Origin of the sequence: Bradyrhizobium sp. AZCC 2289, from assembly GCF_036924615.1 — a bacterium.
In the GTDB taxonomy this organism is placed as follows: domain Bacteria; phylum Pseudomonadota; class Alphaproteobacteria; order Rhizobiales; family Xanthobacteraceae; genus Bradyrhizobium.
The window spans coordinates 595,629-621,049 of record NZ_JAZHRY010000001.1; the positions used below are offsets into that span (position 1 = coordinate 595,629).

22 protein-coding genes are annotated in these 25,421 nt (G+C 63.9%); 10 read left to right on the forward strand and 12 right to left on the reverse strand.

Annotated features, from left to right (window positions below; translation table 11 throughout):
• Positions 1–567: 567 nt before the first annotated feature.
• Positions 568–1,296, forward strand: a complete 729-nt coding sequence (locus V1289_RS03130; RefSeq protein WP_334395584.1) for a protein-L-isoaspartate(D-aspartate) O-methyltransferase — start codon at positions 568–570, stop codon at positions 1,294–1,296.
• Positions 1,297–1,487: 191 nt separating this feature from the next.
• On the opposite strand, the gene V1289_RS03135 is transcribed toward V1289_RS03130, so the two are convergent.
• The 10 genes from V1289_RS03135 to V1289_RS03180 form a co-directional block, all read right to left on the reverse strand.
• Positions 1,488–1,898, reverse strand: coding sequence for a DUF2000 family protein (locus tag V1289_RS03135; protein ID WP_334395585.1), 411 nt, complete (start codon positions 1,896–1,898; stop codon positions 1,488–1,490).
• Between the two features lie 144 nt (positions 1,899–2,042).
• On the reverse strand, positions 2,043–2,432 hold the full coding sequence (locus tag V1289_RS03140) for a DUF4189 domain-containing protein (RefSeq protein ID WP_442896164.1): 390 nt from the start codon (positions 2,430–2,432) through the stop codon (positions 2,043–2,045).
• Between the two features lie 187 nt (positions 2,433–2,619).
• The gene (locus V1289_RS03145) at positions 2,620–4,224 is read right to left on the reverse strand and encodes a molybdopterin-binding/glycosyltransferase family 2 protein (RefSeq protein WP_334395587.1); all 1,605 of its coding nucleotides are present in this window, start codon (positions 4,222–4,224) and stop codon (positions 2,620–2,622) included.
• Complete coding sequence (locus V1289_RS03150) at positions 4,221–4,925, reverse strand: XdhC family protein (RefSeq protein ID WP_334395588.1); 705 nt, start codon at positions 4,923–4,925, stop codon at positions 4,221–4,223. The genes V1289_RS03145 and V1289_RS03150 overlap by 4 nt, the downstream gene beginning before the upstream one ends.
• A gap of 2 nt (positions 4,926–4,927) precedes the next feature.
• Entirely contained in the window at positions 4,928–5,251 is a 324-nt protein-coding gene (locus V1289_RS03155; protein ID WP_334395589.1) for an XdhC family protein, read from the reverse strand.
• Positions 5,252–5,263: 12 nt separating this feature from the next.
• Positions 5,264–6,466, reverse strand: a complete 1,203-nt coding sequence (locus tag V1289_RS03160) for a vWA domain-containing protein (protein WP_334395590.1) — start codon at positions 6,464–6,466, stop codon at positions 5,264–5,266.
• A gap of 232 nt (positions 6,467–6,698) precedes the next feature.
• Complete coding sequence (locus tag V1289_RS03165; protein WP_334395591.1) at positions 6,699–7,607, reverse strand: AAA family ATPase; 909 nt, start codon at positions 7,605–7,607, stop codon at positions 6,699–6,701.
• Positions 7,608–7,644: 37 nt separating this feature from the next.
• Positions 7,645–8,451, reverse strand: a complete 807-nt coding sequence (locus tag V1289_RS03170; RefSeq protein WP_334395592.1) for an FAD binding domain-containing protein — start codon at positions 8,449–8,451, stop codon at positions 7,645–7,647.
• 79 nt (positions 8,452–8,530) lie between these two features.
• A complete protein-coding gene (locus V1289_RS03175) occupies positions 8,531–9,016 on the reverse strand; it encodes a (2Fe-2S)-binding protein (RefSeq protein ID WP_334395593.1) in 486 nt (161 codons plus the stop codon).
• A 178-nt stretch (positions 9,017–9,194) separates the two neighbouring features.
• Complete coding sequence (locus tag V1289_RS03180; protein WP_309177959.1) at positions 9,195–9,641, reverse strand: SRPBCC family protein; 447 nt, start codon at positions 9,639–9,641, stop codon at positions 9,195–9,197.
• Between the two features lie 187 nt (positions 9,642–9,828).
• Between V1289_RS03180 and V1289_RS03185 the strand changes: the two genes are divergently transcribed.
• From V1289_RS03185 to pcaC, 3 genes are all read left to right on the forward strand, one after another.
• On the forward strand, positions 9,829–11,184 hold the full coding sequence (locus V1289_RS03185) for a 3-carboxy-cis,cis-muconate cycloisomerase (protein WP_334395594.1): 1,356 nt from the start codon (positions 9,829–9,831) through the stop codon (positions 11,182–11,184).
• Positions 11,185–11,314: 130 nt separating this feature from the next.
• The gene (pcaD, locus tag V1289_RS03190) at positions 11,315–12,097 is read left to right on the forward strand and encodes a 3-oxoadipate enol-lactonase (protein ID WP_334395595.1); all 783 of its coding nucleotides are present in this window, start codon (positions 11,315–11,317) and stop codon (positions 12,095–12,097) included.
• 100 nt (positions 12,098–12,197) lie between these two features.
• Entirely contained in the window at positions 12,198–12,590 is a 393-nt protein-coding gene (gene pcaC / locus V1289_RS03195; protein WP_074275021.1) for a 4-carboxymuconolactone decarboxylase, read from the forward strand.
• Here pcaC and V1289_RS03200 read toward each other — a convergent pair.
• On the reverse strand, positions 12,570–13,103 hold the full coding sequence (locus V1289_RS03200) for a hypothetical protein (protein WP_334395596.1): 534 nt from the start codon (positions 13,101–13,103) through the stop codon (positions 12,570–12,572). The genes pcaC and V1289_RS03200 overlap by 21 nt on opposite strands.
• Positions 13,104–13,302: 199 nt before the next feature.
• Positions 13,303–13,446 (reverse strand): hypothetical protein, encoded by a 144-nt coding sequence (locus V1289_RS03205; protein WP_334395597.1) that lies wholly within the window; start codon positions 13,444–13,446, stop codon positions 13,303–13,305.
• A 273-nt stretch (positions 13,447–13,719) separates the two neighbouring features.
• Here V1289_RS03205 and V1289_RS03210 point away from each other — a divergent pair, with 273 nt between their 5' ends.
• From V1289_RS03210 to V1289_RS03235, 6 genes are all read left to right on the forward strand, one after another.
• Positions 13,720–14,637, forward strand: coding sequence for a branched-chain amino acid ABC transporter permease (locus V1289_RS03210; RefSeq protein WP_334395598.1), 918 nt, complete (start codon positions 13,720–13,722; stop codon positions 14,635–14,637).
• A gap of 11 nt (positions 14,638–14,648) precedes the next feature.
• Positions 14,649–15,974: a high-affinity branched-chain amino acid ABC transporter permease LivM gene (gene livM / locus V1289_RS03215; protein ID WP_334395599.1), complete on the forward strand. Its 1,326-nt coding sequence runs from the start codon at positions 14,649–14,651 to the stop codon at positions 15,972–15,974.
• Entirely contained in the window at positions 15,971–16,804 is an 834-nt protein-coding gene (locus V1289_RS03220; RefSeq protein WP_334395600.1) for an ABC transporter ATP-binding protein, read from the forward strand. Before livM ends, V1289_RS03220 begins: the two co-directional genes overlap by 4 nt.
• The gene (locus V1289_RS03225; RefSeq protein WP_334395601.1) at positions 16,801–17,547 is read left to right on the forward strand and encodes an ABC transporter ATP-binding protein; all 747 of its coding nucleotides are present in this window, start codon (positions 16,801–16,803) and stop codon (positions 17,545–17,547) included. The genes V1289_RS03220 and V1289_RS03225 overlap by 4 nt, the downstream gene beginning before the upstream one ends.
• A 176-nt stretch (positions 17,548–17,723) precedes the next feature.
• Complete coding sequence (locus tag V1289_RS03230; RefSeq protein ID WP_334395602.1) at positions 17,724–18,842, forward strand: branched-chain amino acid ABC transporter substrate-binding protein; 1,119 nt, start codon at positions 17,724–17,726, stop codon at positions 18,840–18,842.
• Positions 18,843–19,130: 288 nt separating this feature from the next.
• Positions 19,131–25,415 carry a HAMP domain-containing protein gene (locus V1289_RS03235; RefSeq protein ID WP_334395603.1) on the forward strand — a complete coding sequence of 2,095 codons (6,285 nt, stop codon included), beginning with the start codon at positions 19,131–19,133 and terminating at the stop codon, positions 25,413–25,415.
• Positions 25,416–25,421: the final 6 nt, after the last annotated feature.

A 25,421-nucleotide genomic window follows, 5' to 3' on the forward strand; every position in this document is an offset into this window, starting at 1 on the left:
CGACGGCCTTAGCAGGAAATATTGGCGCGCTCACTCAGCGCGCGAGCGTCTATCACCATATGTTTCAGCATTCCGGCCGCAATCATACTTTTCCGAGGTATTTTCTGAACATGGCAAGGGACGTGGTGGGAACGCCGAGGCACATGTTCACCACTACGGCCTGATTCCAAACTGCACGGAGCATAGTCGGTATTTTTGCACGAAGGTTCGGGTTAGCGGGATCGAGCGACTACCAAGTAAAATCAGGCGTAAGTCCGTGCTTGGCCGATCGCCTCGTTTAGCTGCGATGCAACGATTCGTCGGCTATCGGAGACAAAGCGGACTCGGGCAAGTGATCCAGTGAAGCGGGGCTATGTCCGGTCCTGCAGTTCCGCAGCGGCAATTTGCGCGGAGACGTCAACTTACCGGCCAAACGCAGTCATGGTATCAAGACTTGCTGGAGGACCGCCTGGCGCATTGCGGTCATTCGCTGGACGCCGTGTTTCGCTTAACGGCTGATCGGTCGAATCCACTCGTTGCCCTCAAGCGGTCGGCGCGAATCGTGGACCGGTTGGAGACCGCACGATCATGAAGACCTTGCTGCTGCTCGTGCTTTCCATGGTTGCCGCCGCGCGGGAAGCGACCGCACAGGACGAGTGTGTCCGCGAGCGCGCCGCCATGGTCGAAACCATCCGGGCCTACGCCCGGTCCGGCGGCGGTGTTTTGGGACAGCAGGGCCTGTCGGAGAGGGTCCTTGAGGCCATGGGGCAAACGAAACGCCATCTGTTCATCCCTGAGCGATCTTGCTCGATCGCATACGCGGACGGGCCGATTCCGATCGGCCTCGGCCAGACCATATCGCAGCCGTACATTGTGGCCTTGATGACCCAGCTGGCCGAGGTCGCGCCCGATCATGTTGTGCTCGAAGTCGGTACGGGTTCGGGCTATCAGGCCGCCATTCTTGCGCACCTGGCGCGAAAGGTCTGCACCATCGAGATTATCCCGCAATTGGCCGAGGCCGCCGCGAAAACACTCAGAGATCTCGCGTATGACAACGTGAGCGTCAGGCTTGGCGACGGCTATGATGGCTGGCCCGAATGCGGTCCTTTTGACGCCATCGTCGTGACCGCCGCGCTCGGGGAACTACCGCCGCCGCTGATCGAGCAGCTTAAAGTGGGTGGCCGGCTCGTCATGCCGGTGGGGTCCGCTTACACCACTCAGCACCTCACGGTCGTCGAAAAAATCGCTCCTGGCAAGACGACAACGCGCGCCGTCGCCCTCGTGCGCTTTGTGCCCTTCACGCGTTCACAAAAATAAAAACAAGTAACGGCCCAGTTCCTGAGGAGCAGGACTTGGGGATTCGCCCAGGTGGCTGAAGCCTTGCGGGAATGCACATTTGGAACGACAGCACATCGCGTCGTTTCGCCGTGATGCAACGATTCGTCGGCTATCGGGAACAAAGCGGACTCGGGCAGTCAGTCCGATCGGCGCGTTCATGCGTTCACGGCCTAGCTGTGAAACTTCAGCCCGTCGACGATCTTGTCGATCACCTTGCGCTCGGCGCGCATTGCGAGCCCAACGAGATTGAGTTCGGCGCGGATCACCGCCTTCACCACTTCGCGGTTGGCGGCGTCATGCGTGGTCTTGAACATGTCTTCGGTATAGACCGCGGGCTTGACGTTGCGCGACAGCGCGCGTTCCAGCGCGCGGGACAACGCCGGACGGTCGGCGCCGTAGATCAGGATCGGCTGTCCGATCAGCGACAGATATTTGGTGCCGGAGCCGTCTTCGTAACTCTCGCCGATGCATTCGGGAAAGCTGGCGGCGATGCCGCCGGCCAGGAACGAGGCGACGTTGAGCTTCTGCCACGGCTCCAGGTCGGTCCGGATGATGACCGCGATCTTGGTGTCGAACTGCATGATAGCTACTCGCGCCCTTGGGAATAGAGAGAATTCGTTTCCTCATGGTGAGGAGGCGCTTTAGCGCCGTCTCGAACCATGTAGCCCGCGTCCATCCTTCGAGACGCGCGCAAGAGCGCGCTCCTCAGGATGAGGTTCGGCAAGCTACCCCTTGGCGTCGCAGGCCCAGGCGCGGATGACGCATTCCTTGCCGCCGAATTCGTAGCATTTTTTGGTCGCGGCGTTGAGCGAGCTCGATATTTTCGGCTTCACCGCGTAGCCATGGGCGCCGCAGGGGTTGGTCATGTCGACCGCGAGCGCCGCACAGCCGCGCTTCATGGCCACGGCGGTGCAATCGCCCTTGCACTGTTTCAGGGCAGCCGCACGCGCGGTGGCCTCGGCCGGATAGTCATAGGCCTGGCCATAGGCGCCGCATTTGCCGACCGCCAACGCGCCGGCAGCCCACGCCTGCGTGGCGAAACGCGTCGCGCCCACGACCAGGGTCAGCGCAAGAACGAACAACGCGCGACGTTGCGCTGTGGCAGTCGAAACGATCAAGATCCCATCCCCCAAGGCAGGCGGCGCCGAATCTAGCCGGGGGGAGTTGAGACTTGGTGAACGGGAGGTTGAAATGGGGGTGCGTAAGCGACAGTCGATCTGTTGATTTCGTCGTCCCGGCGTTCGCCTGGCGTTCGCCGGGACGACGTGGATAGATTTCGTGGCTCACCCTACGGACTACGAATTACGACCTTCGCGCCGCTTCCAGCGCCTGCGGCGTATCGATGTCGAGAAACGCGCCAAAACCCTCGACCAGGACTTCGGCCACGGCTTCGGCGTGCTTGGCGATCAAATGGCGGGCGCCGACGTCGCCGTCGAGCGTCATCAATTCGCGGAAGAAGCGCCGAGACCACAGCACCGGATTGCCGCGCCTGCCGTCGCTGACGGGCACCGCGATCAGATGGCCGCGGTCGGGCTCGAAGGCCTCGATCAGTCTGTCGATCAGTTTGGCATCGATCAGCGGCATATCGCCAAGACAGATCACCGCGCCGTCGGCGTTCGCGGGTACCGCCGCAATGCCCGACTTGACCGAGCTGGCGAGCCCGCCGGCGAAATCCGGGTTGCGGACGAATCTTACCTTGAGGCCGCTCAATGCCTGCTCGACCAGATCGGCCTGATGGCCGGTGACGACGATCACCTCGGAGGCTTTCGACGCCAGCGCCTGCTCGGTCGCGATCCGCACCAGTTTTTTGCCGTCGAGTTCGGCGAGCAGCTTGTTGGGCCCGCCCATCCGGGTCGAGCGACCGGCCGCGAGCACGATCGCGGCGACGTTGCGGTTGCCTTCGAGATTTGGGACGGTGCGCGGCTGCGGCCGCGTGACGATTTCCATCAACAGCCCGCCGACGCCCATGCCGGTCAGGTCGGAACGCGACACCTTCAGGCCCGCGAGCAGCCGCATCAGGACCCAGTCAAAACCGTTTTCGACCGGCGAGCGCGCGCAGCCCGGTGCGCCCAGCACCGGCACGCCGCCGGCGCTGCCGATCAGGAGCAGATTGCCGGGGTCGACCGGCATGCCAAAGTGCTCGATGGCGCCGCCGATTTCGGTGATCGCGGCCGGGATCACGTCGCGGCGGTCGGCGATCGCCGAAGCGCCGAACACGATCACGAGTTCGGCGCCGAGGCCGAGCAATTCCTTGATCGAGGCGGCCAGGTCAGTCTCGTCATGCGGCACGCGCCGCTCGGCGATGATGGCGGCGCCCGCCGGCGCCAATCGTTCGGCCGTCACCCGCAGGGTTTTTTCGATCACCTTCGGCGCCAGCCCCGGCAGCAAGGTCGAGACCACGCCGACCTTCTTGATGGTGTAGGGCGCGATCCGCAACGCATCGCGGCCCGCCTGCGCCACCGCCGCGTTGCGCAGTTTGGCCTCGACGCCGAACGGAATCAGCTTGACGGTGGCGATCATCTCGCCTTCGACCACCGGCTTGAAGGCGGCAAGCGTCGCAAAGGTGATGGCTTCGTCGACGCCATTGATGCGGTCGACCGCCGCGCGGTCCACCACCAGCACGCCAGCGCGTGCCGCGAACAGGTTGGAGCGGCCGGTAAAGGCGCGCTCGACATGGACGCCATCGCCGGCAACGGCCTTCGCAATGCTGGCGGCGGCCACGTCCTCGGAGACGTCGCCGTCTTCGAGCCGCACCACGACAACTTCCTTGACGCCGGCCTTGTTGAGCGCGTCGACTTCGGCCGGCCCGATCGTGGTGCCCTTCTTGAGCACCAGCGGTCCCTGCCGCAGCGTATGCACGGTGACGCCGCCAATCGCGTCGGCCGGACTGGCGGGTCCGAACTTCATGCCGCCTGCTCTTTCTTGATCTCTTTGGGCAGGCGCAGCTCCGCGGTGATCTCGGCCATGATCGAGACCGCGATCTCCGACGGCGACACCGCGCCGATGCTCAAGCCGATCGGCGCGTGAATGCGCGCGATGTCGGCATCGGAGGCGCCCTGCGCCTTCAGGCGCTCGGCGCGCTTGGCGTGGGTCTTTCGCGAGCCGAGCGCGCCGATATAGAAGCAGTCGCGCGCGAAGGCGTGCAGCAGCGCCGGGTCGTCGATCTTGGGATCGTGCGTGACAGCGACGAACGCGGTATAGTGATCGATGTTGAGCGGCGGCAGCGCCACGTCGGGCCATTCGGCGACCAGCGGCACGTCGGGAAAGCGCTCCGGGCTTGCGAACGCGGTGCGCGGATCCACCACCGTCACGTCATAGTCCAGCGAGCGCGCCAGCGGCGCCAGCGCCTGGCTGATATGGACCGCGCCGACGATGACGAGCCGTGCGGTCGGCGCGTAGACATTGAGGAACAGCTTTTTGCCGCCGGCCTCGATCATGCCGCTCTTGCCCATCCGCAACTGCTTTGCCAGATCGGCGCTCAGCGGGTCGGTGGCGATGTCTTTTGCCCTCACCAGGCGCTGGTCACCATTGGCGGTGTCGGTGACCACGATCACCGGGCGGCGCGCGGCGCGCTCGATATTTACTTCGCTCAGGGTCTGGAGTTTCACGACTATCCGACCTTCTCGACGAACACGCGGATGGTACCGCCGCAGGACAGGCCGACATTCCACGCGGTCTCGTCGGCGACGCCGAATTCGAGCATCTTTGGCTGGCCGCTGGCGATCACATCCAGCGCTTCGGTGACCACCGCGCCCTCGACGCAGCCGCCGGAGACGCTCCCTAAAAACGTGCCGTCGTCGTTGATGACCAGGCTGGAGCCGGCGGGCCGGGGCGCCGAGCCCCAGGTTTCGACCACGGTCGCCAGCGCGACGCCGTGGCCGGCCTTTTGCCAGTTCTCAGCCGCCTGAAGGATATCCTCGTCAAGATTGAGCATTGCGGGCCTCTTTCAAGCTGCGGGGCGGATATGGCTCAGATGATGCGGCGGAGGCGGCGCCGACAGCGCCGCGATCAGCCCCTCGATTGAACTCAAATTATGCACCGGACGGAATTCGTCAACGTGCGGCAACATCATTTTGATGCCCTGCGCCTTGGCCTCGAAGCCGCCATAGCGCAATAGCGGGTTGAGCCAGATCAGGCGGCGGCAGGACCGGTGCAGCCGGTCCATCTCGAACGCCAGCTTGTCGTCGGCCTCGCGTTCCAGCCCGTCGGAGATCAGCAGCACGATGGCGCCCTGCCCCAGCACCCGCCGCCCCCACAATTTGTTGAACGTATGCAGGGAGGTGGCGATCCGGGTGCCCCCGGCCCAATCCTCCACCGAGGACGAACAGCTCGCCAGCGCCTCGTCGGGATCTCGCGCCCTTAAACTGCGCGTCACATTGGTCAGCCGGGTCCCGAACAGGAACACCGAGACCCGCTTCCTGGCGTCGGTGATGGCATGGAGGAAATGCAGGAACAGGCGGGTATATTCGCTCATCGATCCCGATATATCGAGCAGCGCCACGATCGGCGCCGGCTTGTCGATCCGGCCGAGCTTTCGGATATCGATGATCTCGCCGCCGGTGCGAAGGCTGCCGCGCAAGGTGCGGCGCATGTCGAGCCGCAAGCCCCGCGCGTCCGGCTGGTAGCGGCGGGTGCGCAATTCGGCCTGCGGCAGCCGCATATTGGCGATGGCGCGGGTGACCTCGGCGATCTCGGCCGCGCTCATCTGCGCAAAATCCTTCTTCTGCAGGATCTCCTTGTCCGACACCGACAGCCGCAGCTCCTGCTCCTGGGCCTGCGGCATCTCCTCGCGCGTCTGCGGCTGCGCCATCGCCTCCTGGACCCGGCGCGAGGCCGGCGGCGGCTTCTTCCTGGCGTGGTCGGGCAGCGGCACCGAATCCAGCATGTGCTTCCATTCGTCGGCGGCGCGGAAGAACAGGTCGAACGCCTGGGCAAAGATCAGCATATGCTCGTAGCGCTTGACGAAGATCGCTTCCAGCGTGGCGTAGACATCGGCGCGGTTGCCGATCTCGATCGCCTGCAGCGCGTTGAGCGCATCGATCACCGCACCCGGCCCAACCGGAATCCCAGCCGCGCGCAGCGCGCGGGCAAAGCCGACCACGTTGTCGGCCATTTGGCCGGTCGGGGGATTGAGGTGGTTGATGGGCATCGGCTACTGACTCTCACGCGGACGGTGCGCCCCCTCTCCCGCTTGCGGGGGAGGGTTGGGGTGGGGGCTGCCTCAACAAATACACTGTCAGATTTGCATCGCGGTGTTTCCGCCAGTGCCAAACTTCAACGCTGGAGCAAACGGAGAGAGCCCCCACCCCGGCCCTCCCCCGCAAGCGGGAGAGGGAGAACACTGCCGTCGCGTCGGACGGTTTGCCTCAGGGATCGCAGACCTAGTTCTCGCTCGTCGCTTCCTTCAAAACCTTCTGCAGCGCGTCGCCCTGCATCCGCGCGATGTCGTCCTGGTATTTCAACAGCGCGCCCAACGTGTCGCCGACCACTTCCGGCGTCAGCGAACGGGCGTCGAGTTCGGTCAACGCGGTGGCCCAGTCGATGGTCTCGGCGACGCCCGGCGATTTGTAGAAGTCCTGGTCGCGCAGCGCCTGTACGAAGCGCACGACCTGAAGCGACAGTTTTGCCGAGATATCCGGCACGCGCGACTTGACGATCGCGAGCTCGCGCTCGGCATTGGGATAATCCACCCAGTGATAGAGACAGCGGCGCTTCAGCGCGTCGTGGATCTCGCGGGTGCGATTCGAGGTGATGATGACGATCGGCGCCTGCGGCGCCTTGACGGTGCCAAATTCGGGAATCGTGACCTGGAAGTCCGAGAGAATTTCCAGGAGATACGCCTCGAACGCCTCGTCGGCGCGGTCGAGTTCGTCGATCAACAGCACCGGCGCGCCGGCGACATCAGGCTCCAGCGCCTGCAGCAGCGGCCGCTTGATCATGAAGCGCTCGGCGAAAATGTCGCTCGATAGCTGCTCGCGGTCGGTATCGCCGGCCGCCTCCGCGAGCCGGATCGCGATCATCTGCGCCGCGCTGTTCCACTCATAGACCGCGGACGCAACATCCAGGCCTTCGTAGCACTGCAGCCGGATCAGTTTTCGCCCAAGGGCCGCCGACAGCACCTTTGCGATTTCGGTCTTGCCGACGCCGGCCTCGCCTTCGAGAAACAGCGGCCGGCCCATGCGCAGCGACAGATAGGTCACCGTCGCCAGCGACCGCTCGGCGAGATAGCCGCGCGAGGTCAGGAGTTCCAGCATCGCATCGACGGATTTGGGTAACGCCGGTGCGCTCATGGGCAAGCCAGTCTTGATAGAGCAGGAATTCGCAATTTTACGCTTTGGCGGTCGCAGCTTCGACCGCGCGGCGCGTCAGCACCCCGATCAGATGCGCGCGATATTCCGCGCTGCCGTGCAGGTCGCTGTTCAGCCCTTCCGCCGGCACCGACAGGCCGTCGAGCACCTTGTGCGAAAAACGCTTCTTCAGCGCTTCCTCGAACGCGGTGACGCGGAACACGCCGTCCGAGCCGGCACCGGTAACGGCCACCCGCACGTCCGACGGACGTTTTGCAACGAACACGCCGACCAGCGCGTAGCGCGAGGCTTGATTCCGGAACTTGACGTAGGCCGCCTTCTTCGGCACCGGGAACATCACTTTGGTGATGATCTCGTCGCTCTCCAGCGCGGTCGTGAACAGTCCCTGGAAAAACTCTTCGGCCTTCAGGCGGCGCTTGTTGGTGACGATGGTGGCGCCGAGCGCGAGACACGCGGCCGGATAGTCCGCGGTCGGATCGTTGTTGGCGAGCGAGCCGCCGATGGTGCCCTTGTGGCGCACCGCGGGGTCGCCGATCTGGCCGGCGAGTTCGGCCAGCGCCGGGATCGCCTCGCCGACGATGGCGGAGGTGGCGACATCGGCGTGCTTGGCGGTGGCGCCGATCACCAGCGCACGGCCCTTCATCTCGATCGTATCCAGCCCCTCGATATGGGAGAGGTCGACCAGATGCGGGGGGCTGGCGAGCCGCTGCTTCATCACAGGCACCAGCGTGTGGCCGCCGGCAATCAGTTTGGCGTCTTCGTTCTTCACCAGAAGATTGGCTGCCTGCCGCACGGTTGCCGGACGATGATATTTGAATTCGTACATGAAAGTTTCCCGGGAATTTCCTGATCGCAGTCGCGATGATCTGGTTTAAGCGAGGTCGGACTTTATGCGAGGTCAGACTTTATGCGAGGTCAGACTCGGCCATCGCCTTGGCGCCGGCTGCGATCGATTGAACGATGTTCTGATAGCCGGTGCAGCGGCACAGATTGCCTTCGAGCTCTTCGCGGATGACATGGTCGGAGAGGTCATGGCCCTTGCGATGCACTATATCGACCGCGGTCATGATCATGCCGGGGGTGCAGAAGCCGCATTGCAGGCCGTGATGCTCGCGAAAGGCTTCCTGCATCGGATGCAGCGGCGCGCCGTCGGCGGCCAGGCCCTCGATGGTCTTGACCTCATGGCCGTCGGCCATCACCGCCAGCGTGGTGCACGATTTGACCGCCTTGCCGTCGAGATGGACGACGCAGGCGCCGCACTGCGACGTGTCGCAACCGACATGGGTGCCCGTCAGGCGCAGATTTTCGCGCAAAAACTGGACCAGCAGGGTACGGGGGTCGACATTGGCGTTTACGGGATTGCCGTTCACGATCAGGGAAATCTTGGCCATCAGCACTCTCTTGGGCTGCCCTGCCGAATATCGGCAGAACAGGCGTTTAGAAACGTTCGAAGGCCATAATATGGGCCATGCCGGCAATGAGCAACCTCAGCTGGGGCATGGCCTGATATGACCTGGCGGGACTCTCGGGCGGGGTCTAGCCGTCTCAGGGATCAGGCTTTTTCGGGAATCAACCCTGAACCGCCTTGGCGAAATTGGCGAAGAACTCGTCGGCCAGTTTCTTGGCCGCGCCGTTGATCAGCCGCTGCCCGAGCTGGGCCAGCTTGCCGCCGATCTGCGCCTCGACATTGTAGCTCAAAAGCGTCCCGCCATCCTTCTCGGCCAGCCCCACCGTGGCGCCGCCCTTGGCGAAACCGGCAACCCCGCCCTCGCCCTCGCCCGAGATCTTGTAGCCGTTGGGCGGATCGAGATCGCTCAGCATGACCTTGCCCTTGAAGCGGGCGGAGACCGGGCCGACCTTCATTTTGGCGGTGGCGCGGAAGCCGCCATCGTCGGTCTTCTCCAGTTCCTCGCAGCCGGGAATGCAGACTTTCAGCACTTCCGGATCGTTCAATTTGGCCCACACCGCCTCGCGCGGCGCCGCAAGCTGGACTTCGCCGTTCATCGTCATGGCCATGGGGGCCTCCTGGATCGCGTCAAACTATTCCCCCAAGTAAAGCACGCTTGGCCCAAAAGAAAGGCCACCTTCCGACAATGAGCGATGCATATTCGCGGGCGCCGCAGGCCGGCGCGTGACCAGAAAATACGCAAACCGATCGGAGGCCATTGGCAGAGTCAACCGGGGATGGTTAGGTCGCGCGCAGATGAGCACCTCCCTCTCTCCCTTGCTGGCGCCGATGCTGTCGAGTACCGCGATGCGCGCGGTATGCGACGATGCCGCATGCCTGCAAAACATGCTCGATTTCGAGGCCGCGCTGGCGCGCGCCGAAGCCAACATCGGCGTCATTCCGGAGCGCGCGGCTGATGCGATCGCCGGCGCCTGCAAGGTCGAATCATTCGACCTCACAGCCCTCGCCGAGGCCGCGACCCGATCCGGCAATCTGGCGATCCCGCTGGTCAAGGCGCTGACCGCCAACGTCGCCAAGGCTGATGCCGAGGCCGCGCGCTATGTGCATTGGGGCGCGACCAGCCAGGACGTGATCGATACCGCTACCATGCTGACCTTGCGCGCCGCCATCGACGCGCTGCTCGGCGATATCGACCGCGCCGTCGCGGGCTTCGCCACACTGGCGCGCCGGCATCGCACCACCGCGATGGTCGCGCGCACCTGGCTGCAGCACGCGCTGCCGATGCCGTTCGGGCTCAAGCTTGCCGAATATGCCGCGGCGTTGCACCGCTCGCGCAAGCGGCTGCAGCGGCTGCGCAGCGAGACGCTGGCGCTGCAGTTCGGCGGCGCCGCCGGGACGCTGGCGGCGCTTGGCGACAACGGCTTGCCGGTCGCCGAAAAGCTGGCCGGGCTACTGAAACTGCCGCTGCCGGACGCGCCCTGGCACACCCATCGCGACCGCATCGCGGAAGCAGCTTCGGTGTTCGCGATCCTGGCCGGCACCTGCGGCAAGATCGCGCGCGACGTTTCCCTGATGATGCAGACCGACGTCGCCGAAGCCTTCGAGCCCTCGGGCGAAGGCCGCGGCGGCTCCTCCACCATGCCGCACAAGCGCAATCCCGTCGCGGCAGCCAGCGCGCTGGCGGCGGCCACCATGGCGCCTAATCTCGCGGCGACGATCTTTGCCGCCCAAGTGCAGGATCACGAACGCAGCGCCGGGCCGTGGCATGCGGAATGGCCGACCCTGCCGACGCTGCTGCTCGTCACCTCGGGTGCGCTCGCCGCGATCGTCGATATCGCCGAAGGGCTCGAGATCGACGCCGCGCGCATGCGCGTCAATCTCGAGGCGACCGGCGGGCTGATCATGGCGGAAGCGGTGACGATGCGGCTTGCCGAAACGATCGGCAAGAGCGACGCGCATCATCTGATCGAGGCGGCCAGCAAGAAGGCGGTTGCGGAGAAGAAACACCTGCGCGACGTGTTGACTGCCGACTCGAATGTCGCCGCACATCTCAACGCCGGCCAGCTTGCAAAATTGTTCGAGCCGATGGCTTATCAGGGCGCCTCGCAAGCGCTGATCGACCGCCTGCTCGCCTCGCTCGACGACAAATAACCGAGATGCCATTGCCGGGCTTGACCCGGCAATCCATCTTCTTGATTGGACTTCTTCTTAGATGGATGCGCGGGTAGTCAGGTAGAAGACGCGCTTCGCGCTTTTGTGCGCGCACGACGAGGAACGAAAAATGCCGATGATCGACGCCGACGGTTGCCTGCTCAACGTATCCGTCGAAGGCCGCAACGGCGGACCGACGCTGATGCTGTCGAACTCGCTGGGCTGTACGCTGCAGATGTGGGAGCCGCAGATCAAGGCGCTCGGCCAAGTATTTCGCGTCATCCGCTATGACCGCCGCGGCCACGGCAAATCCGGCGTGCCGCCTGGCCCCTATTCGATGGAACGGTTCGGCCGCGACGTGCTGGCGATCCTCGACGACCTCAACATCGCCAAGGTGCATTGGTGCGGCCTGTCGATGGGCGGCATGGTCGGGCAATGGCTGGGCGCCAACGCGCCGGATCGCTTCGGCAAGATCATCCTCGCCAACACCGCCTGTTATTATCCGGACCCGACCAATTGGCTGAACCGCATCAAGGCGGTGAAGGAAGGCGGCATGTCAGCGGTCGCGGATACCGTCATAGCAGGCTGGCTGACGGCGGATTTTCGCGAGCGCGAGCCGCAAATCGCCGCCAACATGAAGGCGATGCTGCTGGCCTCGCCGGTCGAAGGCTATCTCGCCTGCTGCGAGGCGCTGAGCACGCTCGACCAGCGCGAATTATTGCCAGCGATCAAGAGCCCGACGCTGGTGATCGCCGGCCGTCACGACATGGCAACGCCGATTGCGGCCGGCGAGTTCATCCGCAGCAAAATTCCCGGCGCGAGTCTCACGATCCTGGACGCCGCGCATATTTCCAATGTCGAGCAGCCGCACGCCTTCACCGACGCGGTGGTCGGTTTCCTGACGCAACCGTAACAACGTCATTGCGAGCGAAGCGAAGCAATCCATCTCACAGCGCAAAGAAAGAATGGATTGCTTCGTCGCATCGCTCCTCGCAATGACGGGAGGAGACTCAATGGACGACCAGAAACGCCGCGACGACGGCATGACCCAGCGCCGAAAAGTGCTCGGCGATGCCTGGGTCGACAAATCGATCGCCAACCGCAATGCGTTCAATACCGATTTCCAGGACCTGATCACGCGCTATGCCTGGGGCGATATCTGGACCCGGCCGCATTTTGACCACCGCACCCGCCGCGTGCTCGTGATCGGCACCATGGTCGCGCTCGGCCAGTGGGACGAGTTTCGCCTGCACGTGCGCGCGGCGCTGGCGGAAGGCGGTTTTACGCCCGACGATATCAAGGAAATCCTGCTGCAGCAGGCGATCTATTGCGGCGTGCCGGCCGCCAATCACGCGGTGAAGGAAGCGGCCGCGATCGTCGCGGAATTAGGATTGCTGAAGGGATAGGTCGCCGGACGTCGCACCGGAATCGGCCTGCACTTGCGCCTGCGTTTGGGCCTGCGGTTTCGCCGGCGGTTCGACCAGCAGAACGATCGCGGTGCCGAGCAGCATCAACAATTCGGTCGCGTGCAGCCGAAGCGCCTCGGTCTCGCCGACCTGCGACGCCAGCACCATGCTGGCGAAACTGATCACGCAGCCGATCGCAAGCGCCACACCGAGCGCTTCATTGCCGCCGCCGCTCTTGCGGATCGCGGCACGGGCGAGGAAGAGGAGAAAGATCGCAAAGAACGCCACCACCGTCATCCGGCCCAGCGCCAACAGCCAGGCGACGCGCACGGTGGCCATCCCGGCCAGTTGCAGATGGTCGCTGATGAACAACGCAACCGATATGTTCGGCCGCTCATAGAGCCCGTGGACCGGCGAAATCATGATGTTGAACGCGATGACGGTCCAGGACGGAATGAAATAGGCCGCCAGCAGCGCGCCGTTGAATGAGCTGATCCGCCAGTTGCTGAACATGTCGCTTCCCGCTTGTTCCGCGAGCCCCGGACCGGGGCGGCGGTTTGAGCAGCGAGCTAACTCGCTTCAACAGCAGGCGGCAATTTAAACCCTTTGTTTACCTTAATGGCCGGGGCAAGCGGACCAGCGTACCACCAGCCCAAAGGAAAAGTCCCGCCTTTCGGCGAGACCTTTCCCTTAACTTCGGCTTTGATCCGAACTAGCGATCACGCTCGGGCTTCTGGCCCTGACGGCTGGGATCCTGCTGCTGCTGGCCCGGCTTCTGGCCGCCGCCCTGCTGTTGACCTGGCTTCTGACTCGGGTTCTGGTTCTGCTGGCCCGGGTTCTGGTTTGGGTTGTTCATTCGGGGATCTCCGTTGTTGAACGTCGCCGGGCGATAACTCGGGGCGCCGGCATTGGTTGCGGTGGAACCGCAGTTCCCAGGTGGAGATTGCGCGGCAACCGCATGTCGCCACTGTGACGGCGGAACCCCGTCGCAAAAACTAGCTATGTACAAGCCCTTAAGCCGCCGCGAGCGCTGTTGCCGCACCGGGTTCCCACCTGTTAGAAACCGACCCGACGCGTCGTTCAGGGCTGCCGGGGGCCTCGTCGCGTCGTTCTCTAAAAGCGGCAGCGCATGGATTATTTCGCCCAGCAACTCATCAACGGCCTCGTGCTCGGCTCGGTCTACGGCCTGATCGCCATCGGCTACACCATGGTCTATGGCATCGTCGGCATGATCAATTTCGCCCACGGCGACATCTTCATGGTCGGCGGCTTCATCGCGCTGATCTCGTTCCTGATCCTGGTCTCGTTCGGCCTGACCGCGATCCCCCTGATCCTGCTGATCGTGCTGCTGGTCTCGATGGCGATCACAGCACTTTACGGCTGGACCGTGGAGCGCATCGCCTACCGGCCGCTGCGGCACTCGTTCCGCCTCGCGCCGATGCTGTCCGCCATCGGTATGTCATTCGTGCTGACCAATTATTCGCAGATCGCCCAGGGCGCGCGCGTCAAGCCGGTGCCGCCGATCATCAGAGGCGGCTACACGCTGCATGAGGGCGCCAGCGGCTTTGTCGTGCAACTGTCCAACGTCCAGATCGTCGTCGTCATCACCACCATCGTGCTGCTGGGGCTGTTCACCTGGCTGGTGGCGCGCACCCGGCTCGGCCGCGACATGCGGGCCTGCGAACAGGACCAGACCATGGCGGCGCTGCTCGGCGTCGACGTCGATCGCACCATCTCCATGACGTTTGTCATTGGCGCCGCCCTCGCCGCGGTCGCGGGCATGATGTACCTGCTCTATTACGGCCAGGTCGATTTTAACATGGGCTTTGTCGCCGGCATCAAGGCGTTCACCGCGGCCGTGCTCGGCGGCATCGGCTCGCTGCCCGGCGCGATGCTGGGCGGGCTCGCCATCGGCCTGATCGAGACCATGTGGTCGGCTTACTTCTCGGTCGAATACAAGGATGTCGCCGCCTTCTCGATCCTCATCATCGTGCTGATCTTCCTTCCGACCGGCCTGCTCGGCCGGCCCGAAGTCGAAAAAGTCTGACGGGCGGCCGAGTGAACGCGCCCCCAGCCGTATTAACACGAGCCTCGCACGCGCTGGGCGCAGCCTTCATCTTCAAGAAGGCGCTTATCAGCGCGCTGGTTGCGCTGGTGTTGTTCTTGCTGATGATCGGCGTCCGCACCGAAGCAGGGCCGACCGGTCAGCTGATTTACTGGACCCGGTTCGGCGATCTCGCCGCCATGGTCGCAACCGTGTTCGGCGGCAGCATCGTCGTCGAATTGCTGCGGCAATGGTGGGGGCCGGTTAGCACCGTCAGAGTGGTTCCGACCAACGTAAAGAGCGCCCTCGCGCTGGCGCGGCGCGGCGTCGCGCCGGTGCTGCTGATCTTCACCTTTCTGGTGCCCGTCATCTTCTACGATCAGCGCTACATTCTCGACCTCGGCATCCTCGTGCTCACTTACGTGATGCTGGGATGGGGGCTGAACGTGGTGGTCGGCCTCGCCGGCCTGCTCGATCTCGGCTATGTCGCGTTCTACGCGGTCGGCGCCTATTCCTACGCGCTGCTGGCGACCAATTTCGGGCTGTCGTTCTGGATCTGCCTGCCGCTCGCCGGTATCCTCGCGGCGCTGTGGGGGGTGATGCTGGGCTTCCCGGTCTTACGGCTGCGCGGCGACTATCTTGCCATCGTCACGCTGGCATTCGGCGAGATCATCCGGCTCGTTATCATCAACTGGCAGAGCTTGACCGGCGGACCGAACGGCGTTTCCGGCATTCCGCGCCCGACCATGTTCGGCATTCCGCTCACCCCGGGCGACGATGGGCTTGCCGCAAAACTCGGCATCGAATTCTCGCCGACCCACCGCATCGTGTTCCTGTTCTATCTGATCCTGGCGCTGGCGCTGCTGACCAACTGGGTCACGATCCGGCTGCGGCGTTTGCCGATCGGCCGCGCCTGGGAAGCATTGCGCGAGGACGAAGTGGCCTGCCGCGCGCTCGGCATCAACACCACGACGACCAAGCTGACGGCATTTGCGACGGGGGCGATGTTCGGCGGCTTCGCCGGCGCGTTCTTCGCCACGCGACAAGGTTTCATCAGCCCGGAATCCTTCACCTTCCAGGAATCGGCGCTGGTGCTGGCGATCGTGGTGCTGGGCGGCATGGGCTCGCAGCTCGGCGTGGCGCTGGCGGCGCTCGCGATGATCGGCGGCTTCGAGCTGTTCCGCGGGCTCGAACAGTACCGCATGCTGGTATTCGGCATTGCAATGGTGCTGTTGATGATCTGGCGGCCGCGCGGGCTGATCGGCCATCGCGCCCCGACGGTTTTCCTGGAGCGCAACCAGGCGATCTCATCCGACCTCGTCAAGGAGGGGCACGGATGAACGGCGATCACATCCTGTCCGTCGACCGGCTGTCGATGCGCTTCGGCGGCATCGTCGCCGTCAACGATCTCTCCTTCGGCGCCGAGCGGCGCAAGATCACCGCGCTGATCGGGCCGAACGGCGCCGGCAAGACCACCGTGTTCAACTGCATCACCGGTTTCTACAAGCCGACATCGGGCACCATGCAGCTCACGCATGATGACGGCCGCGCCATCCGGCTCGAGCGGCTGAACGATTTCCGGATTTCCAAACAGGCCAAGGTCGCACGCACCTTCCAGAATATCCGGCTGTTTCCCGGCATGACAGCGCTGGAAAACCTGATGGTGGCGCAGCACAACGCGCTGATGCGCGCCTCCGGCCTGACCTTTCTCGGGCTGATGGGCGCGCCGTCGTGGCGCAGCGCCGAGCAACACGCGATCGATCTGGCGCGGACCTGGCTGGAGCGCATCGGATTGCTCGACCGCGCCGACGAGGCCGCCGGCAATCTGCCCTATGGCGATCAGCGCCGCCTCGAAATCGCGCGCGCGATGTGCACCGAGCCGGCGCTGCTCTGCCTCGATGAGCCGGCCGCCGGGCTGAACGCACGCGAGAGCGCCGCACTGAGCGAACTATTGCTCTCGATCCGCGCCGGTCAGGGCACCTCGATCCTGCTGATCGAGCATGACATGTCGGTGGTGATGGAGATTTCCGACCACGTCGTGGTGATGGATTACGGCGTCAAGATCGCCGAAGGCACCCCGCAGCAAGTGCGCGACGATCCCAAGGTGATCGCGGCCTATCTCGGCACCGACGAAGAGGAAGCGATCGCCGTGATGGAGAGCGGCACGTGACCGCGCCGGCCGCAACGCCCCTGCTCGCGATCCGCGGCCTCCACGCCGCCTACGGCAAGATCGAGGCGCTGAAGGGCGTCGATATCGAGATCAACGCCGGCGAGATCGTCGCTTTGATCGGCGCCAACGGCGCCGGCAAGTCGACGCTGATGATGACGATCTTCGGCAAGCCGCGCGCGCGCTCGGGCCAGATCGAGTTCGACGGCCACGACATCACCGGTGTGCCGACGCACCAGATCGCACGGCTGCGGATCGCCCAGTCGCCCGAAGGCCGGCGGATCTTTCCGCGCATGAGTGTCGCGGAAAACCTGCAGATGGGCGCCGACGCGACCGAGTCCAGCGAGGCCGATCGCGCGGCCGGCCTGGAGCGCGTCTTGACGCTGTTCCCGCGGCTCAGGGAGCGCATGGCCCAGCGCGGCGGCACGCTGTCCGGCGGCGAGCAGCAGATGCTGGCGATCGGCCGCGCCTTGATGAGCCGCCCTCGCCTCTTGATGCTGGACGAACCGTCGCTCGGCCTTGCGCCCCTGATCGCGCGGCAGATTTTCGACGCGATCCGGACCTTGAACCGGCAGGACGGCCTCACCGTGCTGATCGTCGAGCAGAACGCCAACCATGCGCTGAAACTGGCCCATCGCGGCTATGTCATGGTCAACGGCCTGATCACGCTGTCGGGGACCGGCAGCGAACTGCTGCAGCGCCCGGAGATTCGCGCCGCCTACCTGGAAGGCGGACGCCGGGGCTAGCTCCGCTCCCTCCGTCATCCCGCCGCGAAAACTGCGGCAAGATGCGGCGAACGGAGCGTGGATTTGCCCGAAAATTGCCGATGACTTCGCGGCAAAATCAGTCGACAATGCACCGGATTGTCGTACCCGGCGTGCCCGGGTATTTCCCGAAAGCGACCTACCCGCGAGGATCCCTCATGAAATCACTGAAACTCATCGGCCTGGCATTGGGCGCATCGCTTGCGCTGTCGGCAAGTGCGCTCGCGCAGGACATCACCATCGCGGTGGCCGGCCCGATGACGGGCGGCGAATCCGCGTTCGGCCGCCAGATGAAGAACGGTGCCGAACAGGCGATCGCCGATCTCAACGCCGCCGGCGGCGTGACCGGCAAGAAACTGGTGCTGGATGTCGAGGACGATGCCTGCGATCCGAAGCAGGCGCGTTCGGTGGCGGAAAAGATCGCCAGCGCGAAAATCCCGTTCGTCGCCGGCCACTATTGCTCCTCGTCGTCGATCCCGGCCTCGGAAGCCTACGCCGACGGCAACGTGCTGCAGATTACGCCGGCCTCGACCAACCCGCTGTACACCGAACGCAAGCTGTGGAACGTGGCGCGCGTCTGCGGCCGCGACGACCAGCAGGGCCTGGTCGCTGCCGACTTCATCGCGAAAAACTACAAGGGCAAGAACATCGCGATCCTCAACGACAAGACCACCTACGGCAAAGGCCTGGCCGACGAAACCAAGAAGGCGCTCAATAAGGCCGGCGTCACCGAAAAGATGTTCGAGTCCTACAACAAGGGCGACAAGGATTTTAACGCCATCGTCTCCCGCCTGAAGCGCGACAACATCGATCTGGTCTATGTCGGCGGCTACCATCAGGAATCCGGATTGATCCTGCGCCAGATGCGCGACCAGGGCCTGAAGACCGTCCTGATGGCCGGCGACGCGCTGGCCGACAAGGAGTTCGCCTCGATCACCGGCCCTGCCGGCGAAGGCACGCTGTTCACCTTCGGTCCCGACCCGCGCAAAAAGCCGACCGCCAAGGTCATCGTCGAGAAGTTCAAGGCCAACAACATCGATCCCGAAGGCTACACGCTCTACACCTATGCAGCACTGCAGGTCTGGTCGCAGGCGGTGGCGAAGGCCGGCACCACCGATCCGAAGAAGGTGATGGACGCGATCAAGGCCGGCGCGTGGGATACCGTGATCGGCAAGCTGGAGTTCGACGCCAAGGGCGACATCAAGCAGCTCGATTATGTCGTCTACAAATGGGACGCCAAGGGCGGCTACACCGAGATCAACCCGAAAGGTTCCTGACGTCTCCTGACCAATTCTTAACGCCAAACGCCCCGGCTTGCCGGGGCGTTTTTGCTTTGGGCGTTCCCAGGGAACCCGGAAGGGAACCCATGGGAACCCTCGGTGCTGACAGGATTTTTACCGACCCCAGGGAACCAACGATTCGTCCGCGACTTGGGTCAATTGGGCTGAGTTCGCCGGAACGCCTCCTTTGGCGGTTCCCGTTGCTGCCGTCTGATGTGAGAGAAGCAGCCGCGTGCATAACGCACGCGACTCAGATTTTCTCTCGTACATGCTTGGGGGAATGCAATGAGCGACCTCGATCCGGCAGCACCGCCGAACCTTCGCCCTATCTCAAAGCGAAAATCAGAGGCCAACGGGAAACCGGACTCGCTGCAGGATCTGCTGCACGCGCTGCAGGCGATGCGAGCCGGCGATTTCTCGGTGCGGATGACCGGGGACCATCTCGGGATCGAAGGCAAGATCGCCGACACTTTTAATGAAATCGTCGCCGCCAATCAGCGCATGGCCCAGCAGCTCGAACGGGTCGGCCAGGTCGTCGGCCGCGAAGGCAAAACCCGCCAGCGCGTCAAGTTCGATCTGTCGAGCGGTTCGTGGGCCGACATGGAGGGATCGGTCAACACGCTGATCGACGATTTGTTGTGGCCGACGCGCGAGGTGACCCGCGCGGTTGCCGCCGTTGCGCAGGGCGATCTGTTGCAGACCGTGCAACTGGATGTCGATGGCCGCCCGCTGGGCGGCGAATTTTTGCAGTCGGCCAATATCGTCAACACCATGATCAAGCAGCTCAGCGTGTTCACCTCGGAGGTGACGCGCGTCGCCCGCGAAGTCGGCACCGAGGGCAAGCTCGGCGGCCAGGCGCAGGTGCCCGAAGTGACCGGCGTCTGGAAGGATTTGACCGAAAGCGTGAACTCGATGGCCAACAACTTGACCGGCCAGGTTCGCAACATCGCCGAGGTCACGATCGCTGTCGCCAACGGCGATTTGTCCAAGAAGATCACCGTCGACGTGCGCGGCGAGATTTTGCAGTTGAAGGAAGCCATCAACACGATGGTGGACCAACTGCGCTCGTTCGCCTCCGAAGTCACCCGCGTCGCCCGCGAAGTCGGCACCGACGGCAAGCTCGGCGGCCAGGCGATCGTGCCCGGCGTCGCCGGCACCTGGAAGGATCTCACCGACTCCGTGAACGCGATGTGCGGCAACCTGACCGCCCAGGTTCGCAACATCGCCAACGTGACCACGGCGGTTGCGCGCGGCGACCTTTCGCGGAAAATCACCGTCGACGTCCGCGGCGAAATCCTCGAGCTGAAGGACACCATCAACACCATGGTGGACCAGCTCAATTCCTTTGCCTCCGAAGTGACGCGCGTCGCCCGCGAGGTCGGCACCGAAGGCAAATTGGGCGGTCAGGCGCAGGTGCCCGGCGTCGCCGGCACCTGGAAGGACCTGACCGACAACGTCAACTTCATGGCGTCCAACCTGACCGCGCAGGTCCGCAACATCGCCGACGTCGCGACCGCGATCGCCGGCGGCGACCTCTCCAAGAAGATCACGGTGAACGTGTCGGGCGAAATCCTTCAGTTGAAGGAAACGCTCAACACCATGGTCGACCAGCTCAACGCCTTCGCCGGCGAAGTGACCCGCGTGGCGCGCGAGGTGGGCACCGAAGGCCGGCTCGGCGGCCAGGCCAACGTGCTCGGCGTCGCCGGCACCTGGAAGGATCTGACCGAGAGCGTCAACTCGATGGCGAGCAATTTGACCGCGCAGGTCCGCAACATCGCCGAGGTCACGACCGCGGTCGCCAATGGCGATTTGTCGAAGAAGATCACCGTTGACGTGCGCGGCGAGATTCTGGAGCTGAAAGACACCATCAATACCATGGTGGACCAGCTCAACGCCTTCGCCGGCGAGGTCACGCGCGTCGCCCGCGAAGTCGGTACCGAAGGCAAGCTCGGCGGCCAGGCGCTGGTGCGCGGCGTCGCCGGTACCTGGAAGGATCTGACCGACAGCGTGAACTCGATGGCCAGCAATCTGACCGGCCAGGTCAGAAACATCGCCGAAGTCGCGACCGCCGTCGCCAAGGGCGACCTGTCGAAGAAGATCACCGTGAACGTATCCGGCGAAATCCTTCAGTTGAAGGAAACGCTCAACACCATGGTGGATCAGCTCAACGCCTTTGCCAGCGAGGTGACGCGCGTCGCGCGCGAAGTCGGTACCGACGGCAAGCTCGGCGGCCAGGCTCAGGTGACGGGCGTCGCCGGCACCTGGAAAGACTTGACCGACAGCGTGAACTCGATGGCCGGCAATCTGACAGCCCAGGTCCGCAACATCGCCGAAGTCGCGACCGCGATTGCCGGCGGCGACCTGTCGCGCAAGATCACGGTCGACGTCCGCGGCGAGATCCTGCAGTTGAAGGAAACGCTGAACACGATGGTGGACCAGCTCAACCGCTTTGCGGGCGAGGTCACGCGCGTGGCGCGCGAGGTCGGCACCGAAGGGCGGCTCGGCGGACAGGCCAACGTGCCCGGCGTCGCCGGCACCTGGAAGGACCTGACCGACAGCGTCAACTCGATGGCCGGCAATTTGACGGCCCAGGTCCGCAACATCGCCGAAGTCACGACCGCCGTGGCGCGCGGCGACCTTTCGCGCAAGATCACCGTCGACGTCAAAGGCGAAATTCTCGAACTGAAAAATACCATCAACACGATGGTGGACCAGCTCAATGCGTTTGCCTCCGAAGTCACGCGCGTGGCGCGCGAGGTCGGCACCGAAGGCAAGCTCGGCGGCCAGGCCGAGGTGCCCGAAGTCGCCGGCACCTGGAAGGACCTGACCGACAACGTCAACTTCATGGCGTCCAACCTGACCGCGCAGGTCCGCAACATCGCCGAGGTCGCGACCGCGATCGCCGGCGGCGACCTGTCGAAGAAGATCACGGTCGACGTCCGCGGCGAGATCCTGCTGCTCAAGGATACCTTGAACACGATGGTCGAGCAGCTGCGTTCCTTCGCCGCCGAGGTGACGCGCGTGGCGCGCGAAGTCGGCACCGAGGGACGGCTCGGCGGCCAGGCCGTGGTGCCCGGCGTCGGCGGCACCTGGAAGGACCTCACCGACAACGTCAACCTGCTCGCCGCCAACCTGACGACGCAAGTCCGCAACATCGCCGAAGTCACCACGGCGGTGGCACGCGGCGACCTGTCGCGAAAGATCACGGTCGACGTCAAGGGCGAAATCCTCGAACTCAAAAACACCATCAACACGATGGTCGATCAGCTCAACGCCTTCGCCGGCGAAGTGACGCGCGTCGCGCGCGAGGTCGGCACCGAGGGCAAGCTCGGCGGACAGGCGCAGGTTCCGGGCGTCGCCGGCACCTGGAAGGACCTCACCGATACAGTGAACTTCATGGCGGCCAATCTGACCGAGCAGGTGCGCGGCATCGTCAAGGTCGTGACCGCCGTCGCCAACGGCGATTTGAAGCAGGACCTGACGGTGAAATCGAAGGGCGAAGTCGCGGCCCTTGCCGATACCATCAATAACATGACCGAGACGCTGGCGACGTTCGCCGATCAGGTCACCAGCGTGGCGCGCGAAGTCGGCGTCGAAGGCCGGCTCGGCGGCCAGGCCAACGTGCCCGGCGCCGCCGGTACCTGGAAGGATCTGACCGGCAACGTCAATTTGCTGGCCGCCAATCTGACATCGCAGGTGCGCGCAATCGCGGAAGTGGCGACCGCGGTCACCAAGGGCGACCTCACCCGTTCGATCCAGGTCGACGCCCGCGGCGAAGTCGCCGAACTCAAAGACAACATCAACACCATGATCGGCAATCTCCGCCTGACCACGGACGTCAACTCGGAACAGGACTGGCTGAAAACCAATCTGGCGAAATTCACCAACATGCTGCAGGGCCAGCGCGACCTGACCACCGTGGGCCGATTGCTGCTGACCGAACTGACCCCGCTGGTCAATGCGCATATGGGTGTCATTTACCAGGTCGAGAATGAAGACAATCCGCAACTGCGGCTGCTGTCGGCCTATGCGGGCGACGGCGCCAATCCTCATCCGCTATTCGTGCAATTTGGCGACGGCCTGATCGGGCAATGCGCGATGGACAAGCGACAGCGGCTGGTGTCGGACATTCCGAGCGACGCCGTCCCGATCAACTCGGCGCTGTTGCGGGTGATACCGAAAAATATCGTCGTGCTGCCGGTGCTGTTCGAGAATCAGGTCAAGGCCGTCATCGAGCTGTCTTCCGTCAGTTCATTCACGACCTCACAGATGACCTTCCTCGAGCAGCTCACCGATTCGATCGGCATCGTGCTCAACAGCATCGAGGCGACGATGCAGACCGAAGGCCTGTTGAAGCAATCGCAACAGCTCGCCGGTGAATTGCAGACCCAGCAGAAGGAATTGCAGCAGACCAACGAGCAGCTCGAGCAAAAGGCCCAGCAGCTCGCCGAGCGAAACGTCGAAGTGGAAAGAAAGAACCAGGAAATCGAGCAGGCGCGCCGCGCGCTGGAGGAAAAGGCCACCGAACTCTCGCTGACGTCGAAATACAAATCGGAATTCCTCGCCAACATGTCGCACGAGCTGCGGACGCCGCTCAACAGCATCCTGATTCTCGGCCAGCAGCTCACCGAAAATCCGGACGGCAACCTCTCCGCCAAGCAGGTCGAATTCGCGCGCACCATCCATGGCGCCGGCACCGACCTCTTGAATTTGATCAGCGATATTCTCGACCTCTCCAAGATCGAATCCGGAACGGTGACGGTCGACGCCGAGGAAATCCTCACCGCCAACCTGCTCGAAACCGTGGGACGGCCGTTCCGCCACGAAGCGGAAAACCGTCAACTGTCGTTCAACGTCGATCTCGATCCCAGTCTCGGTCGAAGCATCATTACCGACTCGAAGCGCCTGCAGCAGGTGCTGAAGAACCTGCTGTCGAACGCCTTCAAGTTCACCGCCGAAGGCGGGGTTCGCTTGAGCGTTTCCGCCGCGCTGGGCGGCTGGAGCGCCGAGCATCCGATTCTGAATCATTCGCCCGCCGTCATCGCGTTCGAGGTGTCGGACACCGGCATCGGCATTCCGCACGACAAGCAAAAGCTGATCTTCGAGGCGTTTCAGCAGGCCGACGCCGGCACCAGCCGGAAATATGGCGGCACCGGCTTGGGCCTCGCCATCAGCCGCGAGCTGGCGACCCTGCTCGGTGGTGAAATTCATCTGAGGAGTACGCCCGGCAAGGGCAGCACCTTCGTGCTCTATCTGCCGCTGAAATATTCCGGCCCGACGGTCGCACCGCGCGTCCCTGCCTCGCCGCCCTACGCGGCCGTGCCGGCGCTGCAGGCCGCGACGCAGGAGCGGATCATCGAACAGCTGCCGGATGACCGGCTCAATCTCGAACCCGGAGACACCATCCTGTTGATCGTCGAGGATGACCCGCATTACGCGCGCGTGCTGGTCGACCTCGCCCGCGACAAGGGATTCAAGGTGCTGGTTGCCGCCCACGGCGCCGAGGCGCTGGAACTGGCAAAACAGTTCCAGCCGTCGGCGGTGTCGCTCGACGTCTTCCTGCCGGACATGCTGGGCTGGACGGTGCTGAGCCAGCTCAAGCACAACCCCCTCACCCGGCATATTCCGGTGCAGATCATCACGCTCGACGAGGACCGCCAGCATGCGCTGGCGCGCGGGGCGTTTTCCTTCGTCAACAAGCCGACCACGACCGAAGGCGTCAGCGCTGCGCTGTCGCAGATCAAGGAATATGCCAAGCCGCGCCGTAAACGCCTGCTGATCGTGGAGGACAATGCCGCCGAGCAGATGAGCATCAAGGAACTGCTCGATCACAACGATATCGAGATCGTGACCACCGATACCGGCGAAGGCGCGCTTTCCACCCTGCGCGACAGTCCGTGCGACTGCGTCGTGCTGGATTTGCGGCTACCCGACATGAGCGGCTTCGAGGTGCTCGACCGGATCCGCAACGACGACCAATTATCGAACGTGCCGGTGGTGGTGTTCACGGGGCGGGAACTGTCGGTCGAGGAAGACGCCGAACTGCACACGATGGCGCGAAGCATCGTGGTCAAAGGCGTGGAATCGCCGGAACGCCTGCTCGACGAAACGTCACTGTTTCTTCACCGCGTGATTACGGAATTGCCAATCGAAAAGCAGCGAATGCTCGAAAAGCTCAACAGTTCCGACGAGGATTTGGTCGGCCGGACCGCGTTGCTCGTGGACGACGATGCCCGCAACATCTTTGCACTGAGCAGCGTGCTGGAACGCCGCGGCATGAAGGTCCTGACCGCGACCACCGGCAGCGAGGCGGTTGCGCTTGTCGAGTCCAACCCCCAGATCGCCGTCGTGCTGATGGATATCATGATGCCCCAGATGGACGGATACCAAACTATTGGTGTGATCCGCCAGAACCCGGCGCTTCGCCGGCTCCCGATTATCGCGCTGACGGCCAAGGCCATGAAGGGCGATCGTGAAAAATGTCTCGAGGCCGGCGCGTCGGATTATCTGGCCAAGCCGGTCAACACCGAGCAGTTGCTGCTTGCCATCCGCATGTGGCTACACCGTTGACCGGCG

Bases quoted from the DNA above. Each gene is read 5' to 3' on its own strand.
- V1289_RS03130 (WP_334395584.1), top strand. From the start codon at position 568: ATGAAGACCTTGCTGCTGCTCGTGCTTTCCATGGTTGCCGCCGCGCGG.
- V1289_RS03135 (WP_334395585.1), bottom strand. From the start codon at position 1,898: ATGCAGTTCGACACCAAGATCGCGGTCATCATCCGGACCGACCTGGAG.
- V1289_RS03145 (WP_334395587.1), bottom strand. From the start codon at position 4,224: ATGAAGTTCGGACCCGCCAGTCCGGCCGACGCGATTGGCGGCGTCACC.
- V1289_RS03155 (WP_334395589.1), bottom strand. From the start codon at position 5,251: ATGCTCAATCTTGACGAGGATATCCTTCAGGCGGCTGAGAACTGGCAA.
- V1289_RS03160 (WP_334395590.1), bottom strand. From the start codon at position 6,466: ATGCCCATCAACCACCTCAATCCCCCGACCGGCCAAATGGCCGACAAC.
- V1289_RS03165 (WP_334395591.1), bottom strand. From the start codon at position 7,607: ATGAGCGCACCGGCGTTACCCAAATCCGTCGATGCGATGCTGGAACTC.
- V1289_RS03170 (WP_334395592.1), bottom strand. From the start codon at position 8,451: ATGTACGAATTCAAATATCATCGTCCGGCAACCGTGCGGCAGGCAGCC.
- V1289_RS03175 (WP_334395593.1), bottom strand. From the start codon at position 9,016: ATGGCCAAGATTTCCCTGATCGTGAACGGCAATCCCGTAAACGCCAAT.
- V1289_RS03180 (WP_309177959.1), bottom strand. From the start codon at position 9,641: ATGGCCATGACGATGAACGGCGAAGTCCAGCTTGCGGCGCCGCGCGAG.
- V1289_RS03185 (WP_334395594.1), top strand. From the start codon at position 9,829: ATGAGCACCTCCCTCTCTCCCTTGCTGGCGCCGATGCTGTCGAGTACC.
- pcaD (WP_334395595.1), top strand. From the start codon at position 11,315: ATGCCGATGATCGACGCCGACGGTTGCCTGCTCAACGTATCCGTCGAA.
- pcaC (WP_074275021.1), top strand. From the start codon at position 12,198: ATGGACGACCAGAAACGCCGCGACGACGGCATGACCCAGCGCCGAAAA.
- V1289_RS03200 (WP_334395596.1), bottom strand. From the start codon at position 13,103: ATGTTCAGCAACTGGCGGATCAGCTCATTCAACGGCGCGCTGCTGGCG.
- V1289_RS03205 (WP_334395597.1), bottom strand. From the start codon at position 13,446: ATGAACAACCCAAACCAGAACCCGGGCCAGCAGAACCAGAACCCGAGT.
- V1289_RS03210 (WP_334395598.1), top strand. From the start codon at position 13,720: ATGGATTATTTCGCCCAGCAACTCATCAACGGCCTCGTGCTCGGCTCG.
- V1289_RS03220 (WP_334395600.1), top strand. From the start codon at position 15,971: ATGAACGGCGATCACATCCTGTCCGTCGACCGGCTGTCGATGCGCTTC.
- V1289_RS03230 (WP_334395602.1), top strand. From the start codon at position 17,724: ATGAAATCACTGAAACTCATCGGCCTGGCATTGGGCGCATCGCTTGCG.
- V1289_RS03235 (WP_334395603.1), top strand. From the start codon at position 19,131: ATGAGCGACCTCGATCCGGCAGCACCGCCGAACCTTCGCCCTATCTCA.